Below are 24,316 nucleotides of genomic sequence, written 5' to 3' on the forward strand. Positions count from 1 at the left end.
TCGCTTTGTGTGCTCAGCCCTGCCGCGTCAGAGAGACGGCATATTCACGGATTGCCGACACCGTACCCGGCCCGGCTACCCCATCGACCGGCCCGCGATACAGGCCCGCGTCTCTCAATTTGGACTGAATGATCCGCACGACTTCGCGATCCCGGTTGTTCAGCTGTGTTGTCAGGCGGTCGGTCGCGGTGGGGTCGCCCTGTTGAAGCGCATCCCAGTAAAGATCGGCAGCCTGTTCTGCACTGGCAATACCGTTCACGCCGCGTTCGTGCAACTCGGCAAGGAAGGAATAGGCGTGCGTGTAGCCCTGTTCCACCGCCTTGCGCAGCCACTGGGCGGCCATGTCGTCATCCTGAGCGACCCCGGTTCCGGTCAGGTAATAGTACCCGACGAAGAATTCGGCCAAAGGGTTGCCTTGGTCTGCCACCGCCTTGGCGACGGCAAAGGCCTCGGGGCCGGACTTTCCGGGCACCAGATCCTTGGAATAGATCACCGTCAGGATCTCGTGGCTTAGCCAGTCGCCCATCTCGGCGCCCTTCGCGGCCAGTTCCTCGACCTTGTCGAGATCGACGCCCGCGCCGTCCTCGGGCGAATAGAAGCTATAGGCGGCAAGCCCGTAGGCGGCGGGCACCTCTTGTTCCATGCCAAAGGCATAGGCGGCCTTCGCCTCTTCGAAATTGCCAGCGGCCTGCGCGATGCGGCCGATCATGGTGCGCAGCAGCCCGTCTTCGGGGAACTCGCGCGCGGCGGCTTCGCAGACGGCCACGGCGCGGGTCCGGTCGATGTCTTCCAGCTTGCGCGGGCCTTCGAACTGCGGAAGCCCGGCCAGTTCCAGACAGGGCTCGCGCATCGACTCGAGCTTCGAGATCATCGCAAGCGTCTGCGACACCTCGGCCTCTCCGTCACAGACGGTGCAGGACCGCATATAGGTTTCCAGCCGCGCGGGGTTGCGGGTGCGGACCGCCTCGGCCAGCAGGGCACGCTCTGCCTGATAGGCCTCGTCGGTCTCGATCTGCTCGATCTGCGCGTCGGCTTCCTCGCGGTAGGTGCAGGCGACGCAGCTTTCGGCATAGGCCCGCAGGGCGGACAGGTCGCCCGCCTCGCGCGCGGCGGCGAAATCGGACTGTTCCTGCGAATAGGCGGCGGCCTTCGCCTCGATCAGGTCGATCATCGTCGTCGCCTCGTCGCGGTGGGCGCACAGCACGCAGTTTTCGACATAGATCGCCAGACGCTCGCGGCTGTCGTCCTGCTTGATGCGGTCCCAGATCTCTTGTTCCAGCATCGCGGTGCGGGTCGCGTCTTCCATCGACTTCATCCGACCGGCAAGCTCGGCCTCGTTCGGACAATAGACGCAGGATTCAAGGAAGGTCTGAACGCTGGCGATGTCGTCCGATTCCATCAGGAACATCGCCTCGAACGTCTCGTGGTACAGGCGGTTTTCCATTTCCACGAAGGGCGCGGCAGGCTGGCCGACCACGGCGTGCTGCGGATCGTCCGTCGATTTCAGGATCAGGCTGTATGCCGGCCCGCACCCGCGCGAGTCGGCACGGCTTAGTGCCTCGGACAGGTAGGTTTCAACCTCGGCCATGCTGGACACACCGTCGGCGTCGCCAAAGGGGGCGCGGTCGGCCATGCCGCTGACCACGCTGTAATGGAGCGGTTGCCCGGCGGTGCATTGCGCGGCTTCGGCGCCCTCGACCATCAGTACCATCATGTCGAAGCCAAGCTGGTCCAGAACGGTCTGAAGCTCCGGCACCGCGCGCGGGAAGACATCGTCCCGGTCCACGATATGCAGGAACCCGACGTGGCGGTTCAGCGGATCGAACGCCTGCACGGCGGACCCAAGACGGCTGGCGAAATCCTCGGGCGTGAAATCGCCGTCGCCAAGGCCAAGCCGGAAGCCTTCCGCATTCGCCGAAAGCGTCGCGCGGGCGACAAGGAAGAACTGTTCGAACTGTTTGCCGGTCTCTGTCGGGGTGGACACGAAGGTCGACACCGGGTTCGCGCGCAGACGGGCGGCGAACACTTCTTGGCGCACGGCATCGGCCTCTGGCAACGCGCCGATGGCAATCACGGGGGCGTCGGCGGGCAGGCTTTTGTCCAGCCCCGCTTCGGGGGCGGCACCGACGAACAGGATCTGCATACGCGGGTCTTCCTCGGCCGCGCGGACGGGCGCGGCGACGGAGACGGCGAAAAGCGTCAGAATGGACGCGAAAGTTCTGAAAGAGCGAGCCAGGGGCACAGGAAAAACTCCTCATGGACGTTGCGGAGGGTTCCGCATCGAGGCAGGTCGACGGTAGTGCCGCCGACCCTATCCGACAACCGCCTGCCCCGGCTGTCCCCGGATTTGTGATCCGAGTCCCGCGACGCCCCCAAGCGATTGTTGCAGCCCGGGCACAAACGACGCCACCGGACCCTATCCACAGGCGCAGATTCCCGCACCGCGGCGAAGTCGAAAGGGAATCAGTTAACCATCATCCTGTGACCGCCCGGCGGGTTGCCATGCATTTCAGACCCGGAAACGCATGACTTTCATGGGCTTACAAAGCTGCATCTGAAATACGCGTCCCGCCCGACCGGGCGGCGCTCCGCCACGGCGGGCGTGCGCCAGAACGTGACGCCCTGGGCAACCTTCTTGACACTGGCGAAACCGGAACGGCTAATCCCGGCGAAGACAGACCGGATGAACGCCAATGCCCAAGACCCTTGACCTGATCTCGCCGATCGACGGCTCGGTCTACCTGACCCGTGACTACCTGAGCCTCGACGCCGCCGTCGACGCCGCCGCCCGCGCCCGTGCCGCACAGCCCGGATGGGCTGCCTTGCCGCTGGAAGACCGGGTCGCGATGCTGCGCAAGGCGAACGAGATTATCGGCGCCTCGACCGACCGCATGGCGCTGGAACTGGCGCATCAGATGGGCCGCCCCGTGCGTTATGGCGGCGAGTTCGGCGGGTTCAGCGAACGGCTGACCTACATGGCCGATATCGCGGCAGAAGGGCTGGCCCACGACGTCATCGAAGACAGCGAAACCGCGCGCCGCGTGTTGAAGCGCATCCCTTGGGGAACGGTGCTGGTGATCGCGCCGTGGAATTATCCCTACATGACCGCGATCAACACCGTCGCGCCCGCGCTGATCGCCGGGAACACGGTGATCCTGAAGCACGCGCAGCAGACGCTTCAGGTCGGCGAACGGCTGGCCGACGCCCTGCACGAAGCTGGTGTGCCGAAGGACGTGTTCCAGAACGTCGTCATCGACCACGACACCACCGGCACGCTGATTTCCGAACGCCACGTCGATTTCGTGAACTTCACCGGCTCGGTCGGCGGCGGCAAGGCGATCGAACGCGCGGCGGCAGGCACTTTCATCCCGGTGTCGACCGAACTGGGCGGCAAGGACCCCGGCTATGTCCGCGCCGATGCGGATGTGGACGCGGCGGTCGATGGGCTGATGGACGGGGCAATCTTCAACGCGGGCCAGTGCTGCTGCGGGATCGAGCGGATCTATGTCCACGAAAGCCTGTACGACGCCTTCGTCGAAAAGGCGGTCGCTTGGGCCGGGGCGCAGGTGCTGGGCAATCCGCTGGACACCGCCACCACGCTTGGCCCGATGGCGCATGTCCGCTTCGCCGCCGAGGCCCGCGCACAGGTGGCCGAGGCGGTCGAGGCAGGCGCGACGGCGCATATCGCGACGATGCCCGCCGACGACGGCGGTGCCTACATGACGCCGCAGGTGCTGACCGGGGTCACCCACGATATGCGCGTGATGCGGGACGAGACCTTCGGTCCGGTGGTCGGCATCATGCGGGTGAAGGACGATGACGAAGCCGTCGCGCTGATGAACGATTGCCGCTTTGGTCTGACCGCTTCGATCTGGACGAACGACCCCGCCGCAGCCGAAGAGATCGGCGACCGGCTGGAAACCGGCACGGTCTTTCTGAACCGTTGCGACTATCTCGACCCGGCGCTGTGCTGGACGGGCTGCAAGGACACCGGCCGCGGCGCCGGGCTGTCGAAGCTGGCCTATCAGGCACTGACCCGCCCGAAATCCTACCATCTGAAGAAGGCGTAGCCATGTCCCCTACCGCGAACTGGTCCTATCCCACCGCTGTGCGCTTCGGCGCTGGCCGCATCTCGGAACTTGCCGAGGCCTGCCTTGCCGCCGGGATGTCGAAGCCGCTGCTGGTCACCGACCGCGGCCTTGCCGGGATGGAGATCACGTCAAAGACGCTGGACGTGGTCGAGGCGGCCGGGCTGGGCCGCGCCCTGTACGCAGAGGTCGATCCGAACCCGTCCGACACCAACCTTGAAGAGGCGCTGAAGGTTTACCGTGAAGGCGGCTATGACGGCGTGGTCGCGTTCGGCGGCGGCTCGGGCCTCGATCTCGGCAAGACGCTGGCCTTCATGGCCGGGCAGACGCGCCCGGTCTGGGATTTCGAAGACATCGGAGACTGGTGGACCCGCGCCGATCCCGACGGCATCCACCCGATCGTCGCCGTGCCGACCACCGCCGGGACCGGGTCCGAGGTTGGCCGCGCCACGGTGCTGACCAACACGTCGAGCCACGAGAAGAAGATCATCTTCCACCCGAAGATGCTGCCCGCTGTCGTGATCTGCGACCCCGAGCTGACCGTGGGCATGCCAAAGCACATCACTGCCGGGACCGGTCTTGATGCCTTCGCGCACTGCGTCGAGGCCTATTCTTCGCCGCACTACCATCCGATGAGCCAAGGCATCGCGCTGGAAGGTATGAGGCTGGTGAAAGAGTTCCTGCCGCGCGCCTATGCCGACGGCACCGACATCGAAGCGCGCGCCGAGATGATGAGCGCGGCGGCGATGGGCGCGACGGCGTTCCAGAAGGGACTTGGCGCGATCCACTCGCTAAGCCATCCCATCGGCGCGCATCATCACACCCACCACGGCACCACCAACGCGGTGTTCATGCCGGTGGTCCTGAAGTTCAACGCCGACGCGATCCGCGACAAGTTCGACCGCGCCGCGGCCTATCTTGGCATCGACGGCGGCTTCGATGGGTTCTGCGATTTCGTCGACGGGTTCAACGACAGCCTCGGCATCCCGAAGACCCTGTCAGAGCTGGGCGTCAAAGACCCGGATCTGGACGTGTTGACCGCCGACGCGCTGAAAGACCCGTCCTGCGGCGGCAACCCGGTCGAAATGACCGCGGAAAACACGCGGCCGCTATACGAAGCGGTCCTTTAGAATGCTGCGCCGCGGCTAGGCATCGCGGCGCGTCAGCCACCAGATATAGCGGCGGCGTACACTCCCACGCCGTTCGCTTAAACATTAGGCGGCATTTCCGCGCATCTTTTGGGCAAACATCCCAAACGAGCGCGCTGCACCCGCAGAACAACTTTGCGCTTTGGCCCGGACACGGCATCCTGAATATGCAGAGTGTGCCGGGTACCGCCTCTCCTCCTCCTCCCGAGGGTCCGGCCCGGTACACGCTGCCCGACATTGCACGCCGGGCAGGTTCGCCACAGAGGAACCTCGGCAAGGCGATGCAACGGAGCGTCCGATCGACCTGACCGGTTGCCGCCTCGTCCTTAGCCCATTTTCGGAAAAGTTACTCCGCCGCCAGCGGGACGTCGACGCGGCCAATGCCCGTGAGATCGGCGACGATGCTTCGAATCAGGGACCGGAACCGGTCGAAGTCGGCGTTGGGGCGGATCAGCCGCTCGTTCATGTACAACGAACGGTCGATCTCGACCTGCACGACATGCTGTCGCCGCGACGGGCGGCCATAGTGCTGCGCGGTGTAGGCCCCGGCGAAGGGAGAGTTGCGCACGACACGCAGCCCGGCGTCGGAAAAGGCGGCTTCGATCCGCTCGACGATCGCGCCGTCTGCAGCGGCGCCGAACCTGTCGCCCAGCACGATCTGCGGATGCGGCGTGCCACGGGTGCCGACACTGTCGATCGCCTCGTGCGGCATCGAGTGGCAGTCGATCAGGATGACCTCACCATGCTGTTCGCGGGTGTCGTCCAGCAGCTTCTGAAGCCGTTCGTGGTACGGCCGCCAATAATCGCGAAGCCGCGTGTGCGCCTCTTCCAAAGTGATCTTGCCGCGATAGATCGCACGCCCATTGGCCACGACGCGGGGAATCACCCCCAACCCCGAGGTCACGCGCGGATTGTGCGACCCGCGACGCACGCCTTCGATCAGGGCGGGGTCCAGTTCCTCGGCGCTGCGGTTCAGGTCGATGTAGGCCCGGGGCGCGGTGGCAGAAAGAATCGGTGCGCCGTATTCGGTCACGCAATCGAACAGCTGATCGACGAACGCATCCTCGGACGACCGAATCGCCTTTTCGTCCAGAACCGAACCGCGCAGGAAGGACCAGGGATAGTCCCGACCGCTGTGCGGAGACGCAAAAACGACGGACGTGGACTGCTGCTTCGGTACCCGAAGGGTAAATGGCGCCTTGGTCAAATGCGGTCTCCTCTTCGCGCCAATATAGACATACCGATTGCCTGCCAAAAGCCCTTGAACACCGCGCACAGACCTTTTATAGGCTTGCCGACCGGCGCGGGGTTCACCCGCGTCTTGTTCGTTAAGAGCAAGACGTGGCCACGCGCAGGAGGGCGGTTAGCTCAGCGGTAGAGCACTACGTTGACATCGTAGGGGTCACTGGTTCGATCCCAGTACCGCCCACCATTCCACCCCGGCAACGGGGCAAACGTAACCACTGGCGCACCGGCGCCGGCAACAGGAGATGACCGATGAAAGTTCGGAACTCGCTCCGCTCGCTGAAGAACCGGCACCGCGATTGCCGGATCGTGCGCCGTAAGGGCCGCGTTTACGTGATCAACAAGACTCAGCGGCGGTTCAAAGCTCGTCAGGGCTAAAACCACCAAGCGCGTCGCTGCGCGAAAAAAGCCGCCCTTCGGGGCGGCTTTTTCTTTTTCAGGTGCCGGCGAATCCGCGTGCGCTGGCGGTCAGGAATAGTCGCGCTGATCGTCGATCACCTTGCCATCATTCGGAAGGCTGCCAACCGGCACCAGCTGGACCTTTCCGCGCAGCTTCAGAACCTCGGCCGCGCTGGCCTCGAACGGTGCGGCATTGTCTGCGTCGGTCTCTAGCGCGATCTCCATCACGTCCTGTTCGTCCGCGCGACTCACGGTGACGCGCGCGCGCTGCACCTCGGGGTGACGGGCGACAAGGTCGGCCACCTGTTCGGGCCGGACGAACATGCCCTTGATCTTCGCCGTCTGGTCGGCACGCCCCATCCAGCCCCGGATGCGCAGGTTCGTCCGCCCGCAGGGGCTGGTGCCCGGCATCACGGCGGACAGGTCGCCCGTCGCAAAGCGGATCAGCGGATAGTCGGGGTTCAGCGTCGTCACGACGACCTCGCCGACCTCGCCATCCTGCACCGGGTCGCCGGTGCCGGGGCGCACGATCTCGACCACCACGCCCTCATCCACGATCATCCCCTCCATCGCCGCGCTTTCGTAGGCGATGTTGCCAAGGTCGGCGGTCGCGTAGCACTGCAGACAGCCGATGCCCCGGTCGGCGTAGTCCTGACGCAGCGACGGGAACAGGGCACCGCCACTGACGGCGGCCCGCGTGATGGACAGCGTCAACCCTAGAGCGTCCGCCTTGTCGAGGATCACCTTCAGGTAATCCGGCGTCCCGGCATAGGCCGTCACGCCAAGGTCCGCCGCCGCGCGGGCCTGCAGTTCCGTCTGCCCGGTGCCCGCCGGGAACACGGTGGCCCCGACGGCGCGCGCCGCGCTTTCGAACATCATGCCCGCCGGGGTCATGTGGTAGGAAAAGCAATTCTGCACGATATCGCCCGATCCGATCCCCGCCGCGTGGACGAAGCGGCCCAGCCGCCACCAATCGCCGCCCATCCGGCCGGGTTCATAGATCGGGCCCGGGGACTGGAACAGGTGATCGAAAGCCACGGGCGCCTGCGCGGCGTACCCGCCCAGCGGCGGCGCCTCGGACTGCGCCTTGCCCAGCGCCGATTTGCGGATCACCGGCAGCGACGCCAAAGCGGCGCGGTCGATCACGTCGCGCGGGTCGATCTCGGCCAGAAGCTCGGCCAGCGCCGGGGCGCGGGATTGGGCATTCCGGATCTGCGCCGGCAGCAACCCGGCCAAGGCCTCGGCGCGTGCGTCGGGGCTGCGCGTTTCCAGCGCGTCGAAATAGGATGTCATGCGGTTTCCTCCTCGCTCCGCCGCCACCTCAACATGCGCGAACCGTCCCGGTAAAGCGCGGCGTCAGCGCGTCAGCTCAGCCACCGTTTGCGGCGTCTGTACGACCGGACATCGCGGAACGATTTCCGGCCCTCGTCGGACATGCCCAGATAAAATTCCTTCACGTCCGGGTTCTCGCGCAGGGCCTCTGCCGGGCCGTCCATCACGACGCGCCCCGATTCCAGAATGTAGCCGTAATGCGCGAAGCGAAGCGCCACGTTGGTGTTCTGCTCGGCCAGAAGGAAAGACACGCCCTCGTTGTCGTTCAGGCCCTTCACGATGCCGAAAATCTCTTCGACCAGCTGCGGCGCAAGACCCATCGAGGGTTCATCCAGCAGGATCGTTTCGGGACGCGACATCAGCGCCCGCCCGATGGCGCACATCTGTTGCTCGCCGCCGCTGGTGTAACCGGCCTGCGATTTCCGCCGCTCTTTCAGGCGGGGGAAATAGTCGTAGACCATCTGCAGATCGGCCTCGACCGCGCCCTTGCCGTCCTTGCGGGTGTAGGCGCCGGTCATCAGGTTTTCCTCGACCGTCAGGTGTTCGAAGCAGTGGCGGCCTTCCATCACCTGCACGACGCCGCGTGTGACAAGGTCGCTGGGCGTCAGGTCCTGCACACGCTCGCCACGGTACACGATCGACCCCTTGGTGACCTCGCCGCGTTCGGACCGCAGCAGGTTCGAGATCGCCTTCAGCGTCGTGGTCTTGCCCGCGCCGTTGCCGCCCAGCAGGGCGGTGATCCCGCCGCGCGGCACCGACAGCGACACGCCCTTCAGCACAAGGATCACGTGGTTATAGATCACCTCGACGTTGTTGACCTCTAGCAGGGTCTCTTCGGTGCGTGCGGCATCCAGCATCTGCGTCCATCTCTCTTTGTCCCGGATGCGGTCCGGGACCTGTGTGGTCGATGCGGGCGCCCAGGGCGCCCGCACCTTTCATGCGTCCGGCCCCGGGCAGGGCCCGGGACTGCTTGGATCAGTCGCAGCGGGTCTCGACGCCGGCCTCGTCGGCATAGGCCGTCGAATCCTCGACGATCAGCGGATCCAGCACGTCGCGATCCGACGCGATGTAGTCGGTGATTTGGGTCCAGGTCCCGGCCTCTGCATCCCACTGCTGCACGATGCCAAGCCCCGAGCCACCGTGGTTCTCGCACGAGACTTCGAACTCGGGTCCGAAGTTCGGAAGGCCAAGGCTTTCCATCAGCGCCGCGTCGATCACCAAAGCCTCCATCCCGTCGCGCATCATCGCGGGGGTGATGGCGGACGTGCCGTGGATCTCTTGCGCCTTTTTCGCCGCCTCGACCGCAAGCATCGCGGCATAGAGACCCCGGTTATACAGAACCGTTCCGGCCTGATCGCCGGCGCCGGCTGCCATGCCGGTGTCGTAGACGTGGGTTTGAAGATCCTCGTAGATCGGGAAATCGGCGCCCGGCAGGTGCATGTTTAGCGCCTTGTAACCGTTCGCGCCCTCGCCCACCGGCAGCACGTCGTTCTCGGACCCGGACCACCAGATGCCGATGAAGTTTTCCATCGGGAAGCGGATGTTCGCGGCCTCTTGGATCGCGACCTGGTTCATCACGCCCCAGCCCCACATCAGCACATAGTCGGGCCGGTCGCGGCGGATTTGCAGCCACTGCGATTTCTGCTCTTGCCCCGGATGGTCGACCGGCAGCAGGCTAAGCTCATAGCCATGCTTCTCGGACAGTTCCTCCAGCGTGCGGATCGGTTCCTTGCCGTAGGCCGAGTTGTGGTAGACCAGCGCGATTTTCTTGCCGCTCAGGTCGCCATCGTTGATCTCCAGCAGGTGTTTGACCGCGATTGACGCGCCATCCCAGTAGTTGGCGGGATAGTTGAACACCCACTCGAACACCTTGCCGTTCGCGGCCGAGGTGCGGCCATAGCCCATCGAGTGCATCGGGATGCCGTCGGCGGATACCTTGGGGATCAGCTGATAGGTGATGCCGGTCGACAGCGGCTGGTAGATCAGGCTGCCCTGACCCTTGGTCGACTCATAGCACTCCACCCCCTTCTCGGTGTTATAGCCGGTCTCGCACTCGATCAGGTTGATCATCTCGCCGCCGATGCCGCCGTCACGCTGGTTGATCAGCGTGAAATAGTCGGCATAGCCGTCGGCGAAGGGAATGCCGTTCGCGGCATAGGGCCCGGTGCGATAGCTTAGCGACGGGAACGTCAGGTCGGCCAGCGCCGGCCCGGCGGCAACCGCCCCCACCAGCGCAAGGGCTGCTAGTCTCAGTCTCATTCGTGATCTCCTCCCTTGGGTTTTGTTCGATGCCCTTGCCCCGGTCTCCTCCCCCGGACGCGGGCACCCGATTTCCCCGCCCCTAGTAGGGGAAGGGCCAAAGTCTCAGCTTCTCCTTCGCGACACGCCACAGCTGCGCCAGCCCATGCGGTTCCGCCACAAGGAACGTGACGATCAGGCCACCGACGATCAGGAACTCGATATGCGCCGCAAGGTCGGTGGCCCAGCCAAGCCCGCCGACCAGCACGTTCTTCAGCAGCACCGGCATCAGCACCATGAAGGCGGCGCCCGCGAAGCTTCCGAAGATCGACCCAAGCCCGCCGATGATGATCATGAACAGTACAAGGAACGATTTCTGGATGCCGAACGCCTCGCCCACCTCGACCGCGCCAAGGTAGACGGAAAAGAACAGCGCCCCCGCGACGCCGACGAAGAAGGACGATACGGCGAAGGCCGACAGCTTGGCGGTCAGCGGGTTCACCCCGATGATCTCGGCCGCGATGTCCATATCGCGGATCGCCATCCATTTGCGCCCGACCGACCCGCGCGTCAGGTTGCGCGCGATCCACGCCAGCGCCGTGACGAAGACAAGACAGAACAGATAGGCCGCCCAAGGTTCCGTCGCGGGGCCGGTCACCGGCACGCCGAACACCGCCCGCTCGGGCGCGCTGATCTGGCCCGAGGCCGAGTAGTTGTAGAACCACGGCACCCGGTTAAAGAGCCACACAAGGAAGAACTGCGCCGCCAGCGTCGCCACGGCAAGGTAGAAGCCCTTGATCCGAAGGCTGGGCAGCCCGAACAGCACGCCTGCGCCGGCTGTGATGAACCCCGCCCCGATGACGTGGAAGAAAATGCTGACATCGGGAAAGCCGGTCATCAGCTTGTAGCAGGCATAGGCCCCCACCGCCATGAACCCGCCGGTCCCCAGCGACACCTGCCCGCAGTACCCGGTCAGGATATTCAGCCCGATGGCGGCGATGGCATAGATCAGGAACGGCAGGAAGATCGCGTTCGCCCAGTAGTCGTTGATGACGAAGGGCACCACAAGGAACGCAATGGCCAGCACCGCGTAATACCGCCACCTGTCGAAGGCGATCGGGAAGGTCTGGCTGTCGTCTTTGTAGGAGGTGCGGAACTCGCCCGCTTCACGATAGAACATTCAGCCGCCCCTTCCCGTCGCCAACCGACGCAGGACGAAAATCCAGCACACTACCGCGACCGCCAGCAGCAGAAGCTTCGCCGCCAGCGGTGCGGCCAGCAGCACGCTGGCGCCCCACAGACCGGTCGAACATGCCGCCGCGCCCAGCAGGCGCCGCATCGGCCAAAGCCCGTCGCCCACGGTTGCGGTCTGTCGCAGGTCCTGTCCCATCGCTCTCAGGCTCATCGGTCCCTCCCCCGGTTGCGGCGCGTTACACGTCCCCGCGCACGATCCGCAGATAGCACCACACACCCAGCACCAGCCCCATGAAGGCCAGCACCGCGGCGCCGATCATCTGGCCGACCGCATCCGCCGGCGCGGTGACGGCCAGAAAGCCGAACACCCAGAACACCGACCAACCCAGTACGTTGCCGTTGGCGATCCATTTCCTCATCGTCGTCGCGTCCATGACGCCTCCTTCTCAGCGCGCCGCGCCGGGCCAGTGCCCGTCACACCCGCTCGATAATCTTTTCCCCGAACAAACCCTGCGGCCGGAACACAAGGAACAGCAGCGCCAGCACGTAGGCGAACCAGTTCTCGGTCGCGCCACCCACCAGCGGGCCGACAAGGAACTCGAACAGCTTCTCGCCCACACCGATGATCAGCCCGCCGACGATGGCGCCGGGGATCGAGGTGAAGCCGCCCAGCATCAGCACCGGCAACGCCTTCAGCGCGATCAGCGACAGGCTGAACTGCACCCCCGACTTGGCGCCCCACATGATCCCCGCGACCAGCGCGACGAAGCCCGCCACCGACCACACCAGTACCCAGATGAAGTTCAGCGAAATCCCGACCGACAGCGCGGCCTGATGATCGTCGGCCACTGCCCGCAGCGCGCGGCCCTGCTTGGTGTACTGGCTGAAGATCACCAGCCCGATCACCAGAAGCGCCGCGATCACGGTGGCCACGATGTCGAGATTGTCGATGAAAAAGCCATAGCCGAAAGCGTTGAACGTCGTGTCGTCGATCCACAGGTTGATGCCCTGCGGCAGGCCGACGTCCAGCTTCTTGATATCCGACCCCCACATCAGGTCGCCGAAACCCTCAAGGAAATAGGCCAGCCCGATGGTGGCCATGAACAGGATGATGGGTTCCTGATTCACAAGGTGACGGAAGATGAACCGGTTCACCGCCCAAGCCAGCGCGATCATCACCACGATGGTCAGGACGATGGCCGCGACCGCCGGAACGTGCCAGCCGAAATGGTGCACCTCGGTCCCGAACATGGCGTTGATCAGGTGCGAGAACGGCACCTGCCCGTCCATGATCCCCACCAGCGTCAGCGCGGCGAACAGCGCCATCACGCCCTGCGCGTAATTGAAGATGCCGCTGGCTTTGTAGATCAGCACGAACCCCAGCGCGACAAGCGCGTACAGCACCCCGGCCATAAGGCCGTTCAGGGTGACTTCCATCGCGAAGAGAAGTTGGTCAGGCATCAGCTTGCACCTCAGTCGGCTTGCGATTTCCCCGGACTACGAACCAGCGAACCCCGTCAGTCATGCGCCACCCCCAGATAGGCGTCGATGACGTCCTGATTGCCGCGCACTTCGTCCGGGGTGCCGTCGCCGATCTTCTTGCCGTAATCCATCACAACGACCCGGTCGGACAGATCCATCACAACACCCATGTCGTGTTCGATCAGGGCGATGGTGGTGCCGAACTCGTCGTTCACGTCGAGGATAAAGCGGGACATGTCCTCTTTCTCTTCGACGTTCATCCCGGCCATCGGCTCGTCCAGCAGCAGAAGCTTGGGTTCGGCAGCCAGCGCGCGCGCCAGTTCCACGCGCTTTTTCAACCCATAGGGCAGCCGGCCCACCGGCGTCTTGCGGATCGCCTGAATCTCGAGAAAGTCGATCACCCGCTCGACATGCGCGCGGTTCTCGACCTCTTCGCGCTGCGCCTTGCCCCACCACAGGGCCTGCGACGCAAGCCCCGTCTTCATCTGGGTAATCCGCCCGGTCATCACGTTGTCCAGCACGGTCATCCCCTCGAACAGGGCGATGTTCTGGAACGTCCGCGCGATGCCCTGCCGCGCCACCTGATACGGCTTGACCGGCCCGCGTTTCGCGCCACGGAACCAGACCTCGCCCTCCTGCGGTTTGTAGAACCCGCTGATGACGTTCAACATCGACGACTTGCCCGCGCCGTTCGGCCCGATGATCGCGCGGATTTCGCCCTCGCGGATGTCGAACGAGATGTCCTTGATCGCGACCACCCCGCCAAACCGCAGGGTGATGTTCTTCATCTCCATCAGCACGCCGCCGATGGTGCGGCCGTCGGGCGTGGTGAAGCTGTCGGCGGTATCCTTCATGGCTTTCTCCGCTGTGCCGACGCTGGCGCTTGCAGGGTGAAGACCAGTGCCGGCAGCCTGCGATCCGCCGCGGACTCGCGCAGGTCCACGGCCTGCGCAAAGGCGAACCCGGCGCGGTCCGGCGTGGGCGGCACGGTCCATTCGGTGTGCTGGATGCCGTGCGGCGACGGGACCGGGCAGACGACAGCCTTTGGGAAACCTGTCGCGGCCCAGTCTTCCAACAGGGCAGAGGCGGCGCGGATCCATGCGCGCGGCACGATGCAACGTTCGCGCAGCTCCAGCTTCATCGACCGGCCAGCATCATCGGGCAGGATCGCTTCTGTCAGGGACCATGCCTCTGGGGCCGGATCGTGCGGGCGCAGGAACCGCCCGCCTTCCTCGCAGGCCAAGACACAGCGGCGGACCCGGTCCAGATAGTCGGATACGAATTGGCCGCAGTCCGCCGGGGCGGCAGGTCGCGCCCGTGCCCCCGCGCGGAACGGCAGGATCTGTCCGCGGGATGGCGGGCGGGGCGATGTGCCGGGCTTGTCCCGGTACGAGCGCCGCACCGTCATTCCGCCGCCATCCTCGGCGTTTCACCGACAACCGCGACATCGCGGATCTTCAGCGTCGCCTTGATGCTGCCCTTGCGGCCATCCTCGTAGGTCACCTCGGTCTCGGTGTAGATCTCGTCCGATCCGTCATACAGCGCCGTCACAAGGTCCGAGAACTTGTCGGCGATCACCGCGCGGCGCACCTTGCGGGTGCGGGTCATCTCTCCGTCGTCGGCATCCAGTTCCTTGTGCAGGATCAGGAAGCGATGCACCTGACAGCCGGACAGCATCTCGTCCTCGGCGATGGACCGGTTCACCTCTTCGACATGCGCTTGCACCATCTCGTAGACCTTCGGATGCTGCGCCAGTTCCTGATAGGACGCATACGCGATGTTGTTGCGTTCGGCCCAACTGCCGACCGCCGACAGGTCGATGTTGATGAAGGCGCAGCACCGGTCGCGGCCGGACCCGAACACGACCGCCTCCAGGATATTGGGATAGAACTTCAGCTTGTTCTCGACGTATTTCGGCGCGAACAGCCGGCCGTCCGCCATCTTGCCCACGTCCTTCGCGCGGTCGATGATCCGCAGGTGGCCGGTGCCTTCCTCGATGAAACCCGCGTCCCCCGTCGCCACCCAGCCTTCGGCGTCCTTGGTCGACGCGGTACTTTCGGGGTTGCGGTAGTATTCGACGAAGGTGCCGGGCGAGCGATAGTAGACCTCGCCGCTGTCGCCGATCCGGATCTCGACCCCCGGCGAAGGCACGCCCACCGTGTCCGCGCGCACCTCGTTGTCGGGCTGCTGGGTGATGAACACCGACGCCTCGGTCTGGCCGTACAGCTGTTTCAGATTAATCCCAAGCGAGCGGTAGAACTCGAAGATCTCCGGCCCGATCGCCTCGCCCGCCGTATAGCCGACGCGCACGCGGCTCATGCCGGCGCGGCTGCGCAGCGGGCCGATGATCACTATCTCGGCCAGCCGATACCGCAGGCGATCCCACGCGCTGACCGGCTTGCCATCCAGAAGATCCGGGCCAACCCGCTTTGCGAAGTTCAGGCACTTGTGGAACAGCCAGTGCTTGAAGCGCCCGGCGTCTTCCATCCGGATCATCAGCAGCGTCAGCCGTTCCTCGAAATAGCGAGGTGGCGCGAAGAAATACGTCGGCGCGATCTCGTGCAGGTTGTCGTGCATCGTCGCCGGGCTTTCCGGGCAGTTCACGCAGAACCCGTTCCAATAGGCCTGCCCGACCGAGAAGATGAAATCGCCCACCCATGCCATCGGCAGATAAGCCAGCACCTCGTCCGTTGCGCGCAGGTGGTCGAAGGCCGAAGACGCCTTGGACGACTCGATGATATTGCGGTTCGACAGGACGACACCCTTGGGCCGCCCGGTCGTCCCCGAGGTGTACAGCATCACGCACGTATCGTCGTACCCGATGGCGGCGATGCGCGCGTCCAGTTCCTTTTCGAAGCGTTCGTGCGCGGCACGTCCCTCGGCCGTGACGTCCGACAGGGCGTGAAGGCGAGAATGGTCGTATTTCCGCATCCCGCGCGGATCGAGGTACAGGATATGCTCGATCGCGGGCACGGTCTCTTGCACCTCGATCACCTTGTCGACCTGTTCCTGATCGCCGCAGACCGCGAAGCGCGCGCCGCAGTGTTCCAGCACATAGGCCATCTCTTCGGCCACCGCGTCCTGGTACAGCGGCACCGGGATGGCGCCGCACATCTGCGCCGCGACCATCGACCAGTACAGCGCCGGGCGGTTCCGCCCGATCACCGCGACATAGTCGCCGCGGTTCACGCCCAGCGCCAGAAGGCCCAGCGCCAGCGACCGGATCTCGTCCGCCGTCTCGGACCAGGTCCAGCATTGCCAGATCCCATATTCCTTTTCGCGATATGCAGGGCGCGCGCCGAACTCTCGGGCGTTTCGCGCCAGAAGCGCGGGAACGGATACTAGGTCAGCCGCAGGGCTGCTCTGGTTCGGCACGCATCTCCTCCCTTGTGGCCGGCCCGGCCACACGCTCCGACCGCCTCCCAACGGCGGAACGTACGAAAGATTGTTTCTTTTGCATGCGTCCTGTCAACGGATTTCCGGTGCGGCGCGTGTGGCGGAAACGCTTTGCCCTTGCGTCATCCGTGGTAGGATCGCCGCATGGACCCGGTCGCAATCGCCTTTTACGCCCTCGTCTGCAGCGGGCTGAGCGCCGCGTCTCCGGCGATGCCGCGCCTTGCGGTCCGGCTGGCCGTGGGCGCCGGGGTGGGCATGGCCGCCAGCCTTGCGCTGCCGGTGGTGCGCGGCCTGATCGGCGGCTAGGCGATCACAGCTTTGCCGCCGCGCGGGCCAGCACGTTCAGGCCAGCGACAAGATCCGCCTCGTCCGTGTCTTCGGTGAAGTCGTGGCTGATGCCGCCGATAGAGGGCACGAACATCATCGACACCGGCATCAGGTGCGACAGGTTCGTCGCGTCATGCAACGCGCCCGAGGGCATCCGCCGCCACTTGCCCGGCGCGACCTCTTCCGCCGCTTCGGCCAGCGCGTCCTGCAGCCGCGCGTCCATGTCCACCGGATCGAGGCCCAGCATCTCTCCGAACGACAGCCCCAGCCCGCGTTCGTCCGCCACCTCGGCGGCGGTGTCGCGGATAATCCGTTCCATGCGGTCCAGCCGCGCGGCATCGCCGTCGCGCCACTGCATTGAAAACACGGCCTTCCCCGGCACGATGGACGAGGCCGAGGGCGTCAGCGCGACATGCCCGATGGTCCAGACGGTGGCGTCGGTGACAAGACCCTTGAACCGCTCTGCGATCTTCGCGTTGAACGCCGCCAGTCCCTGAAACGCGTCCCGCCGCAGGTGCATCGGCGTGGTGCCCGCGTGGTTCTGCTGGCCCGTGAAGGTGATGCGCATGTCGCGGATGCCGACGATGGCGTTCACCACACCAATGGTCTCGCCCGACTGTTCCAGCCACGGCCCCTGCTCGATATGCGCCTCCATGAAGCCGGTGAACATCTCGGGCGACACCCAATCCCCCGCAAGGTCCGCCATCCGCGCCCGCGCGTCCCCGAAGGACAGCCCGCCGTGGTCGGTCAGCCGGTCGGCGTCCTCCAGCGACAGCTTGCCCCGCCAGACCGTGCTTCCGGTGGTCACGCCCCAGCGGCCTTCCTCGTCCTGAAACGACACGACCGACACCGGCGGGCCGCCCGCCTCTTTCGCGGCGCGCGCCACCTCCAGCCCGCAGATCACGCCCAGCGCCCCGTCCAGCCAGCCGCCCTCGGGCTGGCTGTCGGAATGCGAGCCCATCAGCAGGCTGCGGTCGCCGGCCAGCCCGAACAGGTTGCCCACCGGATCGAACCGCGGCTTTAGCCCGGCCTCGGCCATCCGCCCCGCCAGCCATTTTCGAGCCTCGATGTCGGCGTCGGAATAGGCGGGCCGGATCACGCCCTTGCCGATTCCCGACGCCCCGAATTGCCGCAACGCATGGAGATCGGCCAAGAAACGGTCGGGTTGAACAGGGATCATTGGAAGCACCTCGGGCTGACGGTTTCCGCCCGATTGTAATTTATCATGATCGTTTTCGCCATGCCCTGTTGACGTCGGGCAATTCGCCCGCGTTCCGGGCGTGACCTTGCGCCCCGCCCACGCTAAGCCACCGGGAAAGGAGCATACGATGGGTGAAGTCATCCTGGTCCGTCACGGACAGGCAAATTCCGCCTCGCAGGACGAGGAAGGGTACGACCGTCTGTCGGACCTTGGCCGCCAGCAGGCGCTGTGGCTGGGCGACTGGCTGCGCACCCACGAAGCGCCGTTCGACCGGGTACTGATGGGCAGCCTGCGCCGCCACCGCCAGACCGCCGAGGCGATCGGCGCGGTGGGTGCCACGCCCGAGGAAGACACCCGCCTGAACGAGATGGATTACTTCAACCTCGGCGCCGCGCTGCGCGATCACTCGGGCCGGCCGATGCCCGCCGGGCCAGAGGACTTCGCGACCCACATCGTCGAGGTCATGGAAGCATGGCACGGCGCGCTGATCCGCGGGCAGGAAACCTTCGCCGACTTCGAAAGCCGCGTCGCCGCCGTGCTGCAGGCCGCCGCCGAACCCGGCGTGCGGGTGCTGTGCGTGACGTCGGGCGGGGTGATCGGGATGGTGATGCGCCACCTGTTGCAGCTTGATCCGCGCCGCATGGCGCATGTCCTGATGCCGATCCGCAATTCGTCGGTTCACCGCGTGATGGTGGCGCCGCACGGCACCATCCTTGCCGGGTTCAACGCAACACCGCATCTTGACGCCGAAGACCGCGCCCATGCCCGCACGACCTACTAGGAGCCAGCCATGACACATCTTTGGGTCCGCGCCGAACAACGGGATCACGAACAGCGGGTCGGCCTGATGCCCGACGGCGCGAAGGCGCTGATCGAAAAGGGTATGCGCGTCACCGTCGAGGACAGCGGCAGCCGCGCGATCCCGATCGACGGCTACCGCGCGGCGGGCTGCGACATCGCGCCTGAAGGCTCTTGGCCCGACGCGCCCGCCGACGCCATCGTGTTCGGGCTGAAGGAACTGCCCGAGGCGAACTCGCCATTGATCCACCGGCACATCATGTTCGGTCACGCCTACAAGGGTCAGCCGGACGGGCGCATGTTGCTGGACCGGTTCAAGCTGGGCGGCGGAAAGCTGTACGACCTTGAATACCTTACGGACGAGAGCGGCCGCCGGGTTGCCGCCTTTGGCTATTGGGCGGGGTTCGCGGGCGCTGCGGTGGCGTTGAAGTGCTGGGCGGCACAGCAGCGCGGCTCGATCTGCGGTCCGGTCGGTGTTTACCCGTCGTCGGACGCGCTGAAAGCGGACCTGTCAAAGGAACTCGACGCCACGGGCCAGCCCCGGCCCCGCGCCCTCGTGATCGGCGCGCTTGGCCGCGTCGGCACCGGCGCGTCGGACCTGTGCGCCGCGATGGGGGTCGAGACAACGAAATGGGACATGGCAGAAACCGCCCACGGCGGCCCGTTCCCCGAAGTGTTGCAGCACGAGATCTTCCTGAACTGCATCCTTGCCAACCCCGGCTGCCCCGTCTTCGTGCCGCGCTCTGCCGTCACGGCGGACCGGCGCCTGACCGTGATCGGCGACATCGCCTGCGATCCGACGTCGGATTTCTCACCGATCAAGGTCTACAACCGCGCGACGACGTGGGAAGACCCCGCGACCCGGACCGCCGGGCGGCCGCCGCTGGACGTCACCGCCATCGACAACCTACCCTCGCTGTTGCCCGCCGAAAGCTCGGAGGATTACGCAGCCCAGCTTCTGCCGTCGCTGCTGACCCTCGACGCGCTGGACAGCGGCGTCTGGGCGCGGGCAAAAGCGGAATTCGACAAGCACGCCTGATCGTCGTCTGACCGGAACCATCCCCGCCGGACGCAAGACCGTTCCGGCCAAAAGACAGGAGCCTTCGCATGACCATCCACTGGTGCGGCACCGGCCTTTCCGCCATCCCCGGCCTGCGCAGCCTGATCGCGGACGGCCACAAGATCACTGTCTGGAACCGCACCGTGGACAAAGCCCGCGAGGCGGTCGGCGACATCGCAGAGGACATCCGTGCCTTCGACCTCGACGCTGTGGCAGAGGCGACCGAGAAGGGCGACGTCATCGTGTCGATGCTGCCGGCCGACTGGCACGTTCCGCTGGCCGAACTGGCAATCGCGAAGGGCGCGCATTTCGTGTCGTCGTCGTACATCGCGCCCGAGATGCGCGCTTTGGACGACAGCGCGCGGACCGCGGGCGTCGCGCTGGTCAACGAGGTGGGGCTGGACCCGGGCATCGACCATGTCATGGCGCACTGGCTGATGGCGGACTACCGCGCCTCTGCCGCGTACAACCCGAAGAACACGCTGTCCTTCCTGTCCTACTGCGGCGGCGTGCCGAAAATCTCGAACGCGTTCCGCTACAAGTTCTCGTGGGCGCCCGCCGGTGTGCTGAAGGCGCTGCGGTCGCCGTCGCGGTCGATCCGCGACTTCACCGAGTTCGAGGTGAAACGCCCGTGGGATGCGATCAGCCATTACACCGCGCCCCTGCCGCAACCGGAAAGCTTCGAGGTGTACCCGAACCGCGACTCGGTGCCGTTCATGGCGGAATACGGGTTCGAACAGGGTTGGCCGGTGAAGGAATTCGTGCGCGGTACCCTGCGCCTGAACGGCTGGGCTGATGCGTGGTCCGACATCTTCGCAGAGATCGAAACGCTGGAGGGGCCCGAGGGCGACGCCCGCATCGCCGAGATGTCGGCGGACCTGTGGAAGAAGAACGCCTATGACGATGGCGAACCCGACCGCGTCGTGCTGTGCGTCGACCTGAAGGCCGAGGACCACGGCAAGCCGGTGTATCACAAGACCTACGTCATGGACGCATGGGGCGACGCGCGCGGCACCGCGATGGCACGGCTGGTGTCGGAACCGGTGGCGCTGGCGGTCAAGGCCGTGATGGCGCACGAGATCCCGGCGGGCGTCAGCGCCGCGCCCAAGGATCCCAAACTGGTCGCGCGGTGGATGGAACTGGTCGACCGGCTGGCGCAGCACCTACAGGTCGTCGACCAGCTGCGCTGAGCCGGCGTGCCGGGTCAGGCGACTTCGGCGTATTCGAAGATCCGGCACAGGCCGTCGTTCGATGCGACCAGTTCGTCCAGCACCACCTTGTCGAGATGGGCGTAGAACGCTTCCATCGCGCCAAGGATACACCCGCGCAACCGGCATGCGCCGACCAGCGGGCAGGTGTTCTCGTCCGCGACCATGCATTCGACCAGCGGCACCTCGGCCTCCAGTTTGCGGAACACCTCGCCGACGGAAATGTCCGCCGCAGGGCGACCAAGCCGGATGCCACCGCGCCTGCCGCGGATCGTCGTCAGGAACCCAAGCTGCGCCAGCCGGTTCACGACGTGGCCAAGGTGGTTCTCGGATGAATTGCAGCCTTCGGCAATCTCGGCCTTGGTGACGTTCCGGTCCTTGTGGACCGCGCAGAACATCAGCACGCGCATGGCAAGATTGGTGCGTTTGGTAATTCTCATCGGCCGGACTCCTGATCCTACGGCATCCATTGCCAGTAGCACCGGGTCCCCGGACCGTTATTGATGTAAATCAAGTGCGCATTAATCACGGGAAATGATGTTTCCCGCCCGCACGTTTTGAAACCGGCTCAGCGACTCCCGATCCCTTAGGTCGCGTCGGTGTCCATGTAGGCGCCGATCACCTGCTGGTCAAAGTCGATGACCGATCCGGTGACGACGCCGGATTGCGGCCCCAGCAGGAACGCCACCTGTCCCGCGACATGCTCGGGCTTCACCAGCATTCCGAACGGCAGGGTCGCCTCGACCTCTTTCTGCCAGCCGGGACCGCGGCCGTGCCATTTCTGCTGGGTGACGTTTTCTCCGGGCGTGTCCATCCAGCCCACGTTGATCGCGTTCACGCGGATGCGGTGCTTTGATAGCGTAGCGGCCGAGTTCTTCGTGGTGAACAACAGCGCCGCCTTCGACGCGCCGTAGGGCGCAAGGAACGATGTGCCGCCGTGGACGGTGATCGACAGGATGTTCACGACGGTGCCGGCGATCCCTTCGTCCACACACCGCTGCGCAAAGCGTTGCAGCGCAAAGAACGGACCCTTGGCATTCACCTCCATTATGCGGTCCCACAGCTCTGGCGTGGTGTCCAGAATGGACCCCCGGTCCATGATCGCCGCGCCGTTGACCAGCGCGGTGACGCGCCCCATGAGCCCTGCGGCCTCGTCCACCATCCGCGCGGCGGCGGCGTGATCGCCCATGTCGACGTGCAGGAAATGCGCCGTCACCCCGTCGACCGACAGCTCTGCCGCGACCGAGGGGCCGGTCTGGGCGTCGATCGACGCCAGCACCAGCTGCTTGCACCCCTGCGCGATCATCTCGCGCGCGATGGCCAAGCCCAGCCCCTGCGTGCCGCCGGTGATCAGGGCGCAGGTATCGGCATGGTAATCGGTCATGGGGCGTCTCCTTCTGTCGTCGCGCGATTGGCGCAGCATTGCCGCACGGGGTCAAGGCGACAGGCGTTCATTGCGACGTGGGAAGACAGCTGGGTGCGTTCAGGTGCTGCGCGCAAGCGCAAGCGCGGTGACGACCGCGTGCAACAGCTCGGCGCGGCCCACCGGTTTGTGAAGCACGGGACCCGCAGGCTTGAACGGCCCGGATTCGTGCTGGCCGGTCAGGTAGATCACCGCCAGTCCCGGCGCCACCTCGCGCAGCTTTCCGGCCAGATCCGGGCCCTGCAACGCGCCCGGCAGGCGCACGTCGGATAGCAGCAGATCGAAAGGACCGTCGCTGGCATGCACCGTTTCGGCGTCCACGGCATCGCCGGCCAGTGTCACCCGATGCCCCATCAGCGCAAGCTGGCGCAGTAGGACACGCGCGACCGCCGGGTCATCCTCGACCAGCAGAACACGCAGCGCGGCACCCTCGGACGCCGGCACCGCGCCAAGGCGATCCGGTGCCGCATTCGCCGGGTCCTCTGCCGGCAGGAACACGCGGAAGGTCGCGCCCTGCCCCGGCGCGCTGTCCACCTCGATCCGTCCGCCCGCGCCCGACACCATCGTGTGGACCATCGACAGGCCAAGCCCGGTGTTGGTGTCGGCACCGCGCGTGCTGAAGAACGGCTGGAAGAGATTGGCGCGCACGTCTTCCGTCATGCCCTCGCCGGTGTCGCTGACCGAAAGCACCACCCAACGACCGGTGTCGTCCTGTACGTCCTGCCCGGATAGCGTCAGCCGCCCGCCCGCGGTCTTCATCGCGTCCCGGGCATTCAGGACAAGGTTCATCAGAACGCTGTCGATCAACCCGCGTTCGACCCGCACCAGCGCGGTCACGTCATCCATGTGCTGAACTAGCGCGATCCGCGGCGGAAGAGCACGCCGCAGCAACGGCGTCATCTCGGCCACGATGGCGTCCAGCCGAAAAAGCTCTGTCCGGTCCTGCGGGCGGCGCGCAAACCCCAGCAGGTTGCCGGTCAGATCCCGCGCCCGCGCCGCGGCGGCCGACACCTCGTCCAACAGGGCCTGCCGCTGCGTCTGGTCCTGCGTGACGTCCAGCAGGTCGAGATTGCCAAGGATTACCGACAGGAAATTGTTGAAGTCGTGGGCGACCCCGCTGGTCAGCCGCCCCATGCTTTGCATCCGCTGCGACTCGGCATCGTCGCGGGCGGCCCGGTGGGCGCCAGAGACATCCTGCGCCACGCACATCACCCTGCTGTCCGGTCCGGGCACATCGTGGAACACCAGCCGGATCCGGCGCGTCCGTCCGTTCCTGTCGGCGCGCACCTTCAGATCGCGCGAGACACCCGCGCCCGGCCCGGGCAGACCGGCGACCGCAGCGCGCAGGCCGTCCCTTTCATCGGGGCGCAAGGCGTCCGCAAGATCCCTTGGCCGCGGCATCCGCGCCATGAATGCATCGCGCGGCATCCCGAAGACCGACGCCATCTCGACCGTGCACGCCTCGCACGTCTGCGTGTCCATGTTCCAGACCGCATAGCCCAGCCCCGACGCCTGCCCCGCCAGTTCCAACACATCGCTCGACGGGGCAGGGTCGGCGTCGGCTGAATGCGCGCGCGGCTGGCGACAGACAATGGAGAATGTCGCAAGGGCCATCAGGCCAACAAAAGACAGCACGGCGGCATGTAAATTCGGAACCACCCAAAGAGGCGCCCACGGGGCGATGACAAGTCCCAAAAGAAGCGTGCCAATGAACATCTTTCCGGCAAGCAACGTGCGATCTGAAACAGCCGAAATACGACACATATCGGAATCTGTA

23 protein-coding genes and 1 tRNA gene are annotated in these 24,316 nt (G+C 65.6%); 8 read left to right on the plus strand and 16 right to left on the minus strand.

Annotation, left to right across the window (positions count from 1 at the left end):
- Positions 1-13: 13 nt before the first annotated feature.
- Entirely contained in the window at positions 14-2,143 is a 2,130-nt protein-coding gene (locus P1K30_RS05800) for an SEL1-like repeat protein (RefSeq protein WP_275631747.1), read from the minus strand.
- A gap of 550 nt (positions 2,144-2,693) precedes the next feature.
- Here P1K30_RS05800 and P1K30_RS05805 point away from each other — a divergent pair.
- Complete coding sequence (locus tag P1K30_RS05805) at positions 2,694-4,070, plus strand: aldehyde dehydrogenase family protein (protein ID WP_275631748.1); 1,377 nt, start codon at positions 2,694-2,696, stop codon at positions 4,068-4,070.
- A 2-nt stretch (positions 4,071-4,072) separates the two neighbouring features.
- Positions 4,073-5,218: an iron-containing alcohol dehydrogenase gene (locus P1K30_RS05810; protein ID WP_275631749.1), complete on the plus strand. Its 1,146-nt coding sequence runs from the start codon at positions 4,073-4,075 to the stop codon at positions 5,216-5,218.
- 364 nt (positions 5,219-5,582) lie between these two features.
- Here P1K30_RS05810 and P1K30_RS05815 read toward each other — a convergent pair whose 3' ends face one another.
- Entirely contained in the window at positions 5,583-6,443 is an 861-nt protein-coding gene (locus P1K30_RS05815; protein ID WP_275631750.1) for an N-formylglutamate amidohydrolase, read from the minus strand.
- Positions 6,444-6,593: 150 nt separating this feature from the next.
- Here P1K30_RS05815 and P1K30_RS05820 point away from each other — a divergent pair.
- Positions 6,594-6,668 (plus strand) — tRNA-Val (locus P1K30_RS05820).
- Between the two features lie 65 nt (positions 6,669-6,733).
- The gene (gene ykgO / locus P1K30_RS05825; protein WP_039685556.1) at positions 6,734-6,859 is read left to right on the plus strand and encodes a type B 50S ribosomal protein L36; all 126 of its coding nucleotides are present in this window, start codon (positions 6,734-6,736) and stop codon (positions 6,857-6,859) included.
- 90 nt (positions 6,860-6,949) lie between these two features.
- Here ykgO and P1K30_RS05830 read toward each other — a convergent pair whose 3' ends face one another.
- From P1K30_RS05830 to P1K30_RS05875, 10 genes are all read right to left on the minus strand, one after another.
- The gene (locus P1K30_RS05830; RefSeq protein ID WP_275631751.1) at positions 6,950-8,173 is read right to left on the minus strand and encodes a phenylacetate--CoA ligase family protein; all 1,224 of its coding nucleotides are present in this window, start codon (positions 8,171-8,173) and stop codon (positions 6,950-6,952) included.
- A gap of 71 nt (positions 8,174-8,244) precedes the next feature.
- Positions 8,245-9,069, minus strand: a complete 825-nt coding sequence (locus P1K30_RS05835; protein WP_275631752.1) for an ABC transporter ATP-binding protein — start codon at positions 9,067-9,069, stop codon at positions 8,245-8,247.
- Between the two features lie 118 nt (positions 9,070-9,187).
- Positions 9,188-10,471: an ABC transporter substrate-binding protein gene (locus P1K30_RS05840; RefSeq protein ID WP_275631753.1), complete on the minus strand. Its 1,284-nt coding sequence runs from the start codon at positions 10,469-10,471 to the stop codon at positions 9,188-9,190.
- Positions 10,472-10,553: 82 nt separating this feature from the next.
- On the minus strand, positions 10,554-11,630 hold the full coding sequence (locus tag P1K30_RS05845; protein ID WP_275631754.1) for a branched-chain amino acid ABC transporter permease: 1,077 nt from the start codon (positions 11,628-11,630) through the stop codon (positions 10,554-10,556).
- Positions 11,631-11,855, minus strand: a complete 225-nt coding sequence (locus P1K30_RS05850) for a hypothetical protein (protein ID WP_275631755.1) — start codon at positions 11,853-11,855, stop codon at positions 11,631-11,633. It abuts the gene before it with no gap.
- Between the two features lie 25 nt (positions 11,856-11,880).
- A complete protein-coding gene (locus P1K30_RS05855; RefSeq protein WP_275631756.1) occupies positions 11,881-12,078 on the minus strand; it encodes a hypothetical protein in 198 nt (65 codons plus the stop codon).
- Positions 12,079-12,118: 40 nt separating this feature from the next.
- Entirely contained in the window at positions 12,119-13,105 is a 987-nt protein-coding gene (locus tag P1K30_RS05860) for a branched-chain amino acid ABC transporter permease (protein ID WP_275631757.1), read from the minus strand.
- A gap of 56 nt (positions 13,106-13,161) precedes the next feature.
- Complete coding sequence (locus P1K30_RS05865) at positions 13,162-13,980, minus strand: ABC transporter ATP-binding protein (protein ID WP_275631758.1); 819 nt, start codon at positions 13,978-13,980, stop codon at positions 13,162-13,164.
- Complete coding sequence (locus P1K30_RS05870; RefSeq protein ID WP_275631759.1) at positions 13,977-14,534, minus strand: hypothetical protein; 558 nt, start codon at positions 14,532-14,534, stop codon at positions 13,977-13,979. Before P1K30_RS05870 ends, P1K30_RS05865 begins: the two co-directional genes overlap by 4 nt.
- The gene (locus tag P1K30_RS05875) at positions 14,531-16,501 is read right to left on the minus strand and encodes an AMP-binding protein (RefSeq protein ID WP_275631760.1); all 1,971 of its coding nucleotides are present in this window, start codon (positions 16,499-16,501) and stop codon (positions 14,531-14,533) included. Before P1K30_RS05875 ends, P1K30_RS05870 begins: the two co-directional genes overlap by 4 nt.
- Positions 16,502-16,666: 165 nt before the next feature.
- Here P1K30_RS05875 and P1K30_RS05880 point away from each other — a divergent pair, with 165 nt between their 5' ends.
- On the plus strand, positions 16,667-16,828 hold the full coding sequence (locus P1K30_RS05880) for a hypothetical protein (RefSeq protein WP_275631761.1): 162 nt from the start codon (positions 16,667-16,669) through the stop codon (positions 16,826-16,828).
- Positions 16,829-16,832: 4 nt separating this feature from the next.
- On the opposite strand, the gene P1K30_RS05885 is transcribed toward P1K30_RS05880, so the two are convergent.
- Positions 16,833-18,029 (minus strand): hydantoinase/carbamoylase family amidase, encoded by a 1,197-nt coding sequence (locus P1K30_RS05885; protein ID WP_275631762.1) that lies wholly within the window; start codon positions 18,027-18,029, stop codon positions 16,833-16,835.
- Between the two features lie 148 nt (positions 18,030-18,177).
- Here P1K30_RS05885 and P1K30_RS05890 point away from each other — a divergent pair, with 148 nt between their 5' ends.
- The 3 genes from P1K30_RS05890 to P1K30_RS05900 all read left to right on the plus strand — a co-directional run bounded on the left by P1K30_RS05890 (position 18,178) and on the right by P1K30_RS05900 (position 21,098).
- Positions 18,178-18,831, plus strand: coding sequence for a histidine phosphatase family protein (locus P1K30_RS05890; protein ID WP_275631763.1), 654 nt, complete (start codon positions 18,178-18,180; stop codon positions 18,829-18,831).
- A 9-nt stretch (positions 18,832-18,840) separates the two neighbouring features.
- On the plus strand, positions 18,841-19,887 hold the full coding sequence (locus P1K30_RS05895) for a saccharopine dehydrogenase (protein ID WP_275631764.1): 1,047 nt from the start codon (positions 18,841-18,843) through the stop codon (positions 19,885-19,887).
- A gap of 68 nt (positions 19,888-19,955) precedes the next feature.
- On the plus strand, positions 19,956-21,098 hold the full coding sequence (locus P1K30_RS05900) for a saccharopine dehydrogenase family protein (RefSeq protein ID WP_275631765.1): 1,143 nt from the start codon (positions 19,956-19,958) through the stop codon (positions 21,096-21,098).
- A gap of 14 nt (positions 21,099-21,112) precedes the next feature.
- On the opposite strand, the gene P1K30_RS05905 is transcribed toward P1K30_RS05900, so the two are convergent.
- The 3 genes from P1K30_RS05905 to P1K30_RS05915 all read right to left on the minus strand — a co-directional run bounded on the left by P1K30_RS05905 (position 21,113) and on the right by P1K30_RS05915 (position 24,153).
- A complete protein-coding gene (locus P1K30_RS05905; protein ID WP_275631766.1) occupies positions 21,113-21,556 on the minus strand; it encodes an RrF2 family transcriptional regulator in 444 nt (147 codons plus the stop codon).
- 146 nt (positions 21,557-21,702) lie between these two features.
- Positions 21,703-22,500, minus strand: coding sequence for an SDR family oxidoreductase (locus tag P1K30_RS05910; RefSeq protein ID WP_275631767.1), 798 nt, complete (start codon positions 22,498-22,500; stop codon positions 21,703-21,705).
- 99 nt (positions 22,501-22,599) lie between these two features.
- Positions 22,600-24,153, minus strand: a complete 1,554-nt coding sequence (locus tag P1K30_RS05915) for a hybrid sensor histidine kinase/response regulator (protein ID WP_275631768.1) — start codon at positions 24,151-24,153, stop codon at positions 22,600-22,602.
- Between the last annotated feature and the right edge of the window lie 163 nt (positions 24,154-24,316).

Source organism: Psychromarinibacter halotolerans (assembly GCF_029168315.1).
Taxonomy (GTDB): Bacteria; Pseudomonadota; Alphaproteobacteria; order Rhodobacterales; family Rhodobacteraceae; genus Psychromarinibacter; species Psychromarinibacter halotolerans.